Source organism: Endozoicomonas sp. YOMI1 (genome assembly GCF_024606345.1).
In the GTDB taxonomy this organism is placed as follows: Bacteria; Pseudomonadota; Gammaproteobacteria; order Pseudomonadales; family Endozoicomonadaceae; genus Endozoicomonas.
Genome location: NZ_JAHHPM010000369.1, coordinates 1 through 8,208, shown reverse-complemented (window position 1 = coordinate 8,208; position 8,208 = coordinate 1). Strand labels below are relative to the sequence as shown.

The following is an 8,208-nucleotide window of genomic DNA, read 5'->3' as shown; positions in this document are numbered from 1 at the left end:
TTCCAGCTTATCTTCCAGCTCATCCAAACGATGATGAAAATCCTTTACCTGAAGCGCCTCAAACTGCGCCCTGACCTCTCTGAATTTTCCGGGACAATGTTGAAGCCCTAACGATTCTAAACTGTTCAGTTCTCCCTTGATCCACTGCATCTGATTTCGACACTCTGTTATCTGATCATCCCCCCACTGATCCGCCATCAATCGATCCATATGAGTACTCAAATACGCTAACTTTGTTCCAGTCTCAAGTGACAGGGCATCATAAGAGGGCGGTGGAGCTAACGGCGTTGGTGCTGGATCAGCCATCGCAAAAGACGATGACGGCAGTTGAACAGGCTGATAAGCCAGGTCGGGTTGCCTGGCAGGAAGGCCACTGAATTCTGGCAAGCCATGGTCTTCAGCGACAATTTTGTTACCATCACCTGTATGGGATGCTTCTTTAGTCCCGGTGGTCGGGTCTGTGGCAAAATGGCCGTTGACTTCATCCAGCAACTGCTGCACCCCTTCAGCAATGGAGCTTTCTGATTTTTTGACCAGGCCGCAAAAACTCTGCCCTAAGGGCCGATCCAGACTACCACTGCTTGCCTCAGTCTGAAGCCTGAGGATCAGGCCAGTAACGATCTTGATCTTTTGCTCTTTGCTGCGCCCCTGGCTGTCATCCACCGGTAGCCCGAAGGCAGCAAAATCTTTTTTCAGGTTACTTAAATTGAAGGATTTCGTACCTTGCTGGTGCTCTGCCCTTCTGCACATACGCTCTGCGATATTTTCAACCGCCTCACGCCCCTTGCCCCGCAGGAAACTGTCAATCGCGCTTAAACTGATGGTCCAGCGATCAAACTTTACCGGGGCTGCACTGGCACTTTCGCCCTGATGACCGCCGTATAATTGAGATTGGAATACCGCTGTGCTCTGGGCAGGAATGGATGGTATATTCATGGCAAGTTACCCCTCGACTCTAAGATTGAATATCGGAGTTCAGAGTTCTGCCATAAGATAAAGTTCAAACATTGGATTAGACGATTTAATTATTTCCAAGCGATGGTGATAGCCGCTTTTTAAGAAATTATCCTTAAATTATTTCGTGACGATTTCTCACCAAAGGCCATGATTTTGATGTTAGATACAACGGCTGCTTTTTGTTTCCAGAGTCGTATGGTTAATGCAGAACTGATGCCGTAACGCCACCCGGATTTTTCGTTTAACCGTTTCAGGTTCAGCACCATTCAACAGAATACGGCCTTCAAAGAAGATCTTTTTATCATCCAGTTGCCAGACGTGCATACACCCTACTCTTTTTACCCCCTCAATGCTTTCCAGGGCCGCCCTGATCTGATCAATATCGATGCTGCCAGGCACCCCCTGCATAAGAATAATAATACATCGTCGCAAAAGAACAGCGCCATTACAGATCACGTAGATTGATATCCCGATGGTTGCTATCACATCAAAAATATAGAGCTGGTAGTTGATGATCAGCACCCCCGCTACGATGACCACCAGAGAGGCAATCGCATCGGAAGCACTGTGAATAAATACTGCATTGATATTGATATCGCGTCTGGCTCCGGCCTTGAAAGTCAGCAGCGATGTTGTGATATTAACCAGAAGGGCAACAGCGGCAACCAACAGCACAATCCAGCCATCTATTTCCGTGGGGTAGAAATACTTACCCACGGCCTCACAGATCAGATAAATCCCTACAACCAATAAAAATACACTGTTGATCAGAGCCCCAAGAATATCTGCCCTTTTGTATCCGTAGGTCATCACCTTATCAGCTGACTTGCAACCTATTCTCCTGGCAATGACAGCCACCAGAATTGCACCGGCATCACCAAGGTTATGTATCGAGTCTGCGATCAGGGAGAGGCTTCCCGCAACACCTCCCCCAACGACCTGAACACCACTCAGGAAAAGCTTGATAAGCAGGGCAAGGCTCAGTTTTCCATCACCAACGGAATCATAATCATCATGCTGGTCCATGGATGTTTACTCAACATATCCAGAGGTTTTAATTGTAGTCTTTCCAGCTAATACAGCTGAAAAATAACAACAGTATTCTCTGAAAAAACAGTCATTTGTCGTATTATATTGACCAGTGGAGTGAGTAAAGACGTCGATCCATGCACAATACTTGAGCAATAAAAAATCCTGAAAAAGCCTGATACATCAACAGATAAAGCCTATACAGGACTATTACAAACACAATTTATGATGTTATATTGTAAGTTCTCTTTTCTGGCAGTCTGTGGTTATGCCCCACTTATCGTGATGGATTTCAGCACAGATAAAGGGAACAAAGTGGCAAGGACGACACTTTTTATGAATAACCATAAAAAAATGCCAAAAAATAAAACAACAAGGGTTGCAGTTTCCCAGCAGTTCCTTCAATGTAATGTTTAAGGATTCAAGCTGTATGGAAGCGACCAAGAAGGAAATGGAAGCTATGCTGGTAGGTACAGTCAAGTGGTTTAATAACCCCAAAGGGTATGGATTTATCCAGGCACAGGAAGAGACAGAGAATCAGGATGTACTTATCCATTACTCTGTCATTGATATGGACGGCTTTAAAACTCTGAAAGCAGGCCAGGTTGTCAGCTTTGAGATTGGCCATGGCCCCAAGGGTCTGATCGCCACGAAAGTCGTGCCCGATGACGGCAATGGCAGTTCCAGCGAAGGCACTCAGAGTGCAACTCAGGAAGAGTCATTTCCGGTTTAAATTTGGATTTCAGTTGCCCGAATACTCTTTTGCAAGACAATAGCGTGTCATTCTCCACAGTTATGTTCGTTGTGGGGAAAACACCTATTATGACAAAAGAATATTTGTTGCTATTATTCGCAGTCACTCTTTTATATAAAGAATGTCTGGCTGATCAGGGCTGCTCCGGCCACTAATGCCGGTTAACAACCACAAGTGCACTTTCTGCATCACCAATGATTAGTCAAACAGGTCCTCGCTCTCTCCATTGCGTTTGCATGGGGAGTCTATTGTTGACGCTATTGAAAGAGCCACGTTTTTCATCAATCGTTGACTCATAAATCCAAGACAAGGTAGTGCAGTGCTGCTGGACAGTTTTCCCCTCGTTGTTTCAGGCTTTCTGATTATTATTGCAGCAATTGCCTGGTATCTATGGCTGACTTTCAGTCCTTTCAAAGCCAAAACCAACACCCTTCTTTTCGACCAGGACAAGCGTGCTTTTTTTGGCCAGCTGGATATTGCCGTTCGCAGTCACTTGATGGTTTTGCCTGCTTTGCCCGTTGGCGACGTTCTTGAATCCGGCAGGTTCAGCCGCACCGCCATGGCACTGAATATCAAAAAAAACCGCCGGTTTGATTTTGTGCTCTATCACCGCAAAAAGATGGAAGTCTGTTGTGTGATCAACCTCATTCCCTACAACACAAAATCCAACTCAAAAGAGTTCAAGCTATTACGTCAGCTCTGTGCAGCTGCAGAACTGCCATTACTGGAATATGACATGAAGCCTTGGCGGGATGTTACCGAATTGAGACGCACCGTTCTCGCTACCTGCGGATTTGCAGAGGAAGGAAATCCTGATTACGAGCTCCCGACCCCAAGAGAAGCTATTGCCGAAGTCGAGACCATCGTTGATCCACAATGCCCCAAATGTCATAGTCCCATGCAACTGCGAACGCTTAAAAAAGGCCCTCAGGCAGGCCTGGAGTGCTGGGTATGCAGCACCTACCCAAGGTGCAAAGGCGCCAGAATGGTTCACTCCTGATTAATAGAACCGGCTATTAGACGGAGCCGGTTCCTTTAACCCAGATCAGGAACACTTAAGGATCACGGAAAGAAATGAAGCCATGGTTGATATTCCTGTTTTCTGCATTGTGACCTGAAAGTATTAAGGCCAATCCCTGACCCATTCCGGGCTAAATAAAGCAAGATCCCGTAAGCCCCCCCCACCTGCCTGAAAGCCAGCCTCCCTATTTTGCCAGCCTCAAACAAAGCATTCAGATGTCAGGCTGATTCAACTCACCTCAAACACCATTTGCCTTAAAGACTTCGGCGATAATCTCCTGAGCTTCGCTCTGCAGATGGGAAAGATGCTCTTTCCCTTCAAAGCTTTCAGCATATATCTTATAAACGGCTTCGGTTCCGGAGGGCCTGGCTGCACACCAGCCCCGCCCGGTAACTACTTTCAGACCGCCAATCGCGGCACCATTGCCTGGTGCGTGGGTTAAACGGGCAATGATGGGATCACCTGCCAGTTTTTCCGCTTTAACCTGCTCCGGACTCAATGCCGCAAGCACTTTCTTCTGGGCATCATTAGCAACAGCATCAAGCCGCTGATAAACCGGAGCACCGTATTTTCGGGTCAGCGCCTGATAGTGCTCGCCAGGGTCGCGCCCGGTAACGGCGGTAATTTCTGCCGCCAGCAGTGCCATGATGAAACCGTCCTTATCGGTACACCAGGTATTACCATCCCGGCGCAGGAAACAGGCTCCGGCACTCTCTTCTCCGCCAAATGCCATAGAGCCATCTGAGAGACCATCAACAAACCACTTAAACCCGACCGGAACTTCAGTCACTGTGCGCCCCAGACCATTGGCGACACGATCAATCATGGCACTGGAAACCAGCGTCTTGCCGATAGTCGCATCTGGTGACCATTGAGGGCGGTGGGTATAGAGATACTGGATAGCAACGGCCAGATAGTGGTTTGGATTCAGCAATCCATGACCACGGGTCACAATACCGTGGCGATCAAAGTCCGGGTCATTCCCGAAAGCAATATCAAAGTCATCTTTGAGGTTGATCAGTCCGGCCATGGCGGAAGAGGATGAACAGTCCATACGGATCCGGCCATCCTTATCAAGGTGCATAAACGAAAAGGTCGGATCGATTTTCTTGCTGACCAGCGTCAGATCAAGACCATAACGCTCAGCAATAGGTACCCAATAGTGCAAACCTGAACCGCCCAGAGGGTCAACACCAATGCTCAGTTTAGCGCTGGCAATGGCCTCCATATCCAGCACATTTTCCAGATCATTCACATAGGGTGTAACGAAGTCATACTGGTGGACTTTGCCGGATCTGAGCACCTGCTGAAAAGAGATTCGGTTAACACCGGAAAGGTTTTCAGCGATCAGCTCATTGGCCCGTTTTTCCACCCAGCCGGTAATATCGCTACCTGCAGGACCACCATGTGGCGGGTTATATTTAAAACCGCCATCTTCCGGTGGATTGTGGGAAGGGGTAATGACCACCCCGTCAACCAAATTGCTGTTACAGCGATTATAGGAAACGATAGCATGAGAAATAACCGGCGTTGGCGTATAGCCACGCTCCTGATCAATCACAACATCCAGATCATTCGCAGCAAACACTTCAACAGCGCTGATTAAGGCCGACTCAGAAAGCGCATGGGTATCCATGCCAACAAAAACAGGGCCTTCTATTCCATGAGCACGGCGATATTCACAGATTGCCTGACTGATAGCCAGAATATGGGTTTCATTAAACGAACCATTGGAAGACGTTCCACGATGACCCGATGTACCAAAAGCGACACGCTGACTGCTTTCTGCCTGATCGGGCCGTATCGTGTAATAGTCACTGACCAGCCGGGGAATATTAACCAGAAGATCATCGGTTGCGGATTGGCCTGCGAGAGGATGCATGGCGGTTCCTCAATAATGAAAAGTAGAGCATCAATCTATAAATAAGTGATTACGCTCACGATACCGACTATTCTTTACAGATGCATTGCCGTTTATTACTGATTTACCCCAACCCCATTATTATGAAAGAAAAAAAGGTTTTCAGGACAATTCTTTCATCACCACAACACAGCGCCCTGGTACTTCATACCACCCCTGATGTAAAACTACCTCTTCCCGGAAAGCCTCTTTATTAGCCAGATCCGTGGATAACATTCTTTGCCACCGAACGGTATTGCCACTACCTGGCAAGTTAAAACGCCGGGTTTCAGCCTCATTATTGACCAATAGCAGCAGGCTCAGTTGGCTATCCACAGGGCAACGATATCGCATCACTAGTGCATGACCAAGTTCATCAGGCAGCATCGCTGCAGTCAGAGGTATACCATGTGCATTAAACCACTCGAGCACAGCGCTGTGCCACTGCCTGTCATCTGTCTGATAACGGATTCCCAGCAATGGCTCTGACTTTCGTAAGTGAATGAGCATTGAGGTGAACTGTTGCAACTCTGCACCGTCAGGATTCTCATCACTATTGCCGTTGATTCCAGCCAACCACGACCAGTCAACCCAGCCAATCGGGTTATCCTGACAGTAAGCATTATTATTGCCATGCTGACTGTTACCAAATTCATCACCCGCCATCAGCATGGGGATACTTCGGGAAAACATCAGTGTTGTCAGCAGGTTTTTTCGTGCACGCAGTCGCAGCTTTTGAATAGCGGGATCACTGCAGGCCCCTTCAACGCCATAATTCCAGGACAGATTATGTTGATCACCATCTCGGTTGCCCTCACCATTAGCCAGGTTGTGCCGGTGTTCAAACGACACCAGGTCGTGCAGGGTAAAACCATCATGACTGCAGATATAGTTAACACTTCCAGCAGGTCTGTCACACCCAAACAGATCTCTGGAGCCAGTCAGACGCCAGGCGATATCAACCACCTGATCTTTGTCACCTCGCCAGAATGATCGTATACCATCCCGATAACGGTCATTCCACTCATGCCAGTCTCTTGGGAAGCCTTTCAGGCGGTAACCTTCAGGCCCAAGGTCCCAAGGCTCGGCAATCATCTGCCGGGTAGCAAGAACCGGGTCCTGAAATACGGCCTGAAAGAATGCACTGTGAGCATCAAACTTCCGATGTCGTCTGGCCATGGTCGGTGCCAGGTCAAAACGGAAACCATCAATCTGATAGTGCTCAGCCCAATATCTAAGGCTATCCATCACCAGCTTGATGGTTTGTACACTGTCAAAATTCAGCGTATTCCCACAACCACTGTAGTTGGTAGACACCAGATGACCACCATGGTGATCCAGCAGATAGTAATCTTTCTCGGCCAGCCCTCTCAGGCTCAGGCCTGGACCATCAGACCCCGCTTCACAGGTATGGTTGTAAACAACATCCATCACCACCCGGATACCGGCGCGATGCAATTCACGAACCATTGTCTTCAGTTCATCAACCGGATCATCAATAGCATAGGACGGCTCAGGTGCCATAAAGCAGAGCGGGTTATAGCCCCAGTAGTTTTTCAACCCCAGCTTCTGTAATCTTGGCTCGCTGAGAAAACTGGTAACCGGCAACAGCTCAACCGTATTGACGCCCAGATCCTTCAGGTAATCAATAACGACAGGATGACACATCCCCAGATAAGTCCCCCGCAGGGCTTGCGGAATATTGGGATGCTGACGGGTAAAGCCCTTTACATGGCTCTCGTAAATAATACTGTTATCATGGGAAAGCTCAGGCCTGGTAACAGACTGCCAGTCAAACTGTTCGCTCCGGACCACCGATTTGGGCAGCAAATGGCCATTGTCCTGATCATTGAACAACCATTGGTTTCTTTCCTTCCCTGAGTAATCATAGACAGCAGGCTGCCAGTTAATCCCCCCTTTGACCTGGCGGGCATAAGGGTCCAGCAGCAGTTGATTAATATTAAAACGTAACCCTTCATCAGGCGCCCAGCGGCCATCGGCGCGATAGCCATAGGCCTGACCTTCCTGCCCCCCTTTAACCAATATATGCCAGATGCCTTTTTCAGGGCCATACATGGGAATGCGCTGCTCCCCCCCAGTGCTGTCAAACAGACACAGCATCATGGCTGACGCTTCCGGTGCATATACCGCAAAGTTCACACCCACCGCTAAGGCAGGAAGCTCCGGTTGCAGCTGCTGATTCAGAAAGTTGGCCCCCAGATGGTGGCAACTTCCCGGGCCAAATGATTCTAACGTTATTCGTGGCTGATTCATGTATCCAAGACATCAACATAGTGGAATAGGCTGAATTTTAATTTGATTCACCAACAATGACTACTGCTGTTGAAAATGTCCCTTTAACCAGGGTTACTTCCGAGTAGAAGAGTCGGGTAGCCGGGTGACATTACTGCCACCCAGACTGGGTCGAAGGAGCTGCCAATTGTAGCTCCAAGCCGGGTCAAGGGAGATACAAATTGTAGCTCCGTTTCCCAGTCGAGTCGCCCAAGGGAACCTCCCCCTCAGGCGCTCACAGAACCGTACTTGAAC

The 8,208-nt window shown here is 48.4% G+C and carries 6 protein-coding genes; 2 read left to right on the top strand and 4 right to left on the bottom strand.

All coding sequences use genetic code 11. The annotated features are described in order from the left end of the window. Together KDK15_RS13125 and KDK15_RS13120 are read right to left on the bottom strand one after the other, a co-directional pair. On the bottom strand, positions 1-936 hold a 936-nt coding region (locus KDK15_RS13125), incomplete at its 3' end, for a hypothetical protein (RefSeq protein WP_257295835.1). Between the two features lie 180 nt (positions 937-1,116). Beyond that, a complete protein-coding gene (locus tag KDK15_RS13120) occupies positions 1,117-1,983 on the bottom strand; it encodes a cation diffusion facilitator family transporter (RefSeq protein ID WP_257295834.1) in 867 nt (288 codons plus the stop codon). A 433-nt stretch (positions 1,984-2,416) separates the two neighbouring features. Between KDK15_RS13120 and KDK15_RS13115 the strand changes: the two genes are divergently transcribed. Together KDK15_RS13115 and KDK15_RS13110 are read left to right on the top strand one after the other, a co-directional pair. After that, positions 2,417-2,719, top strand: a complete 303-nt coding sequence (locus KDK15_RS13115) for a cold shock domain-containing protein (RefSeq protein ID WP_306800342.1) — start codon at positions 2,417-2,419, stop codon at positions 2,717-2,719. 340 nt (positions 2,720-3,059) lie between these two features. After that, complete coding sequence (locus KDK15_RS13110; RefSeq protein ID WP_257295833.1) at positions 3,060-3,740, top strand: DUF2726 domain-containing protein; 681 nt, start codon at positions 3,060-3,062, stop codon at positions 3,738-3,740. Positions 3,741-3,999: 259 nt separating this feature from the next. Here the strand turns inward: KDK15_RS13110 and pgm are convergent, their stop codons facing one another. Together pgm and glgX are read right to left on the bottom strand one after the other, a co-directional pair. After that, positions 4,000-5,643 (bottom strand): phosphoglucomutase (alpha-D-glucose-1,6-bisphosphate-dependent), encoded by a 1,644-nt coding sequence (gene pgm / locus KDK15_RS13105; RefSeq protein ID WP_257295832.1) that lies wholly within the window; start codon positions 5,641-5,643, stop codon positions 4,000-4,002. 141 nt (positions 5,644-5,784) lie between these two features. Beyond that, positions 5,785-7,935: a glycogen debranching protein GlgX gene (gene glgX, locus KDK15_RS13100; RefSeq protein WP_257295831.1), complete on the bottom strand. Its 2,151-nt coding sequence runs from the start codon at positions 7,933-7,935 to the stop codon at positions 5,785-5,787. Between the last annotated feature and the right edge of the window lie 273 nt (positions 7,936-8,208).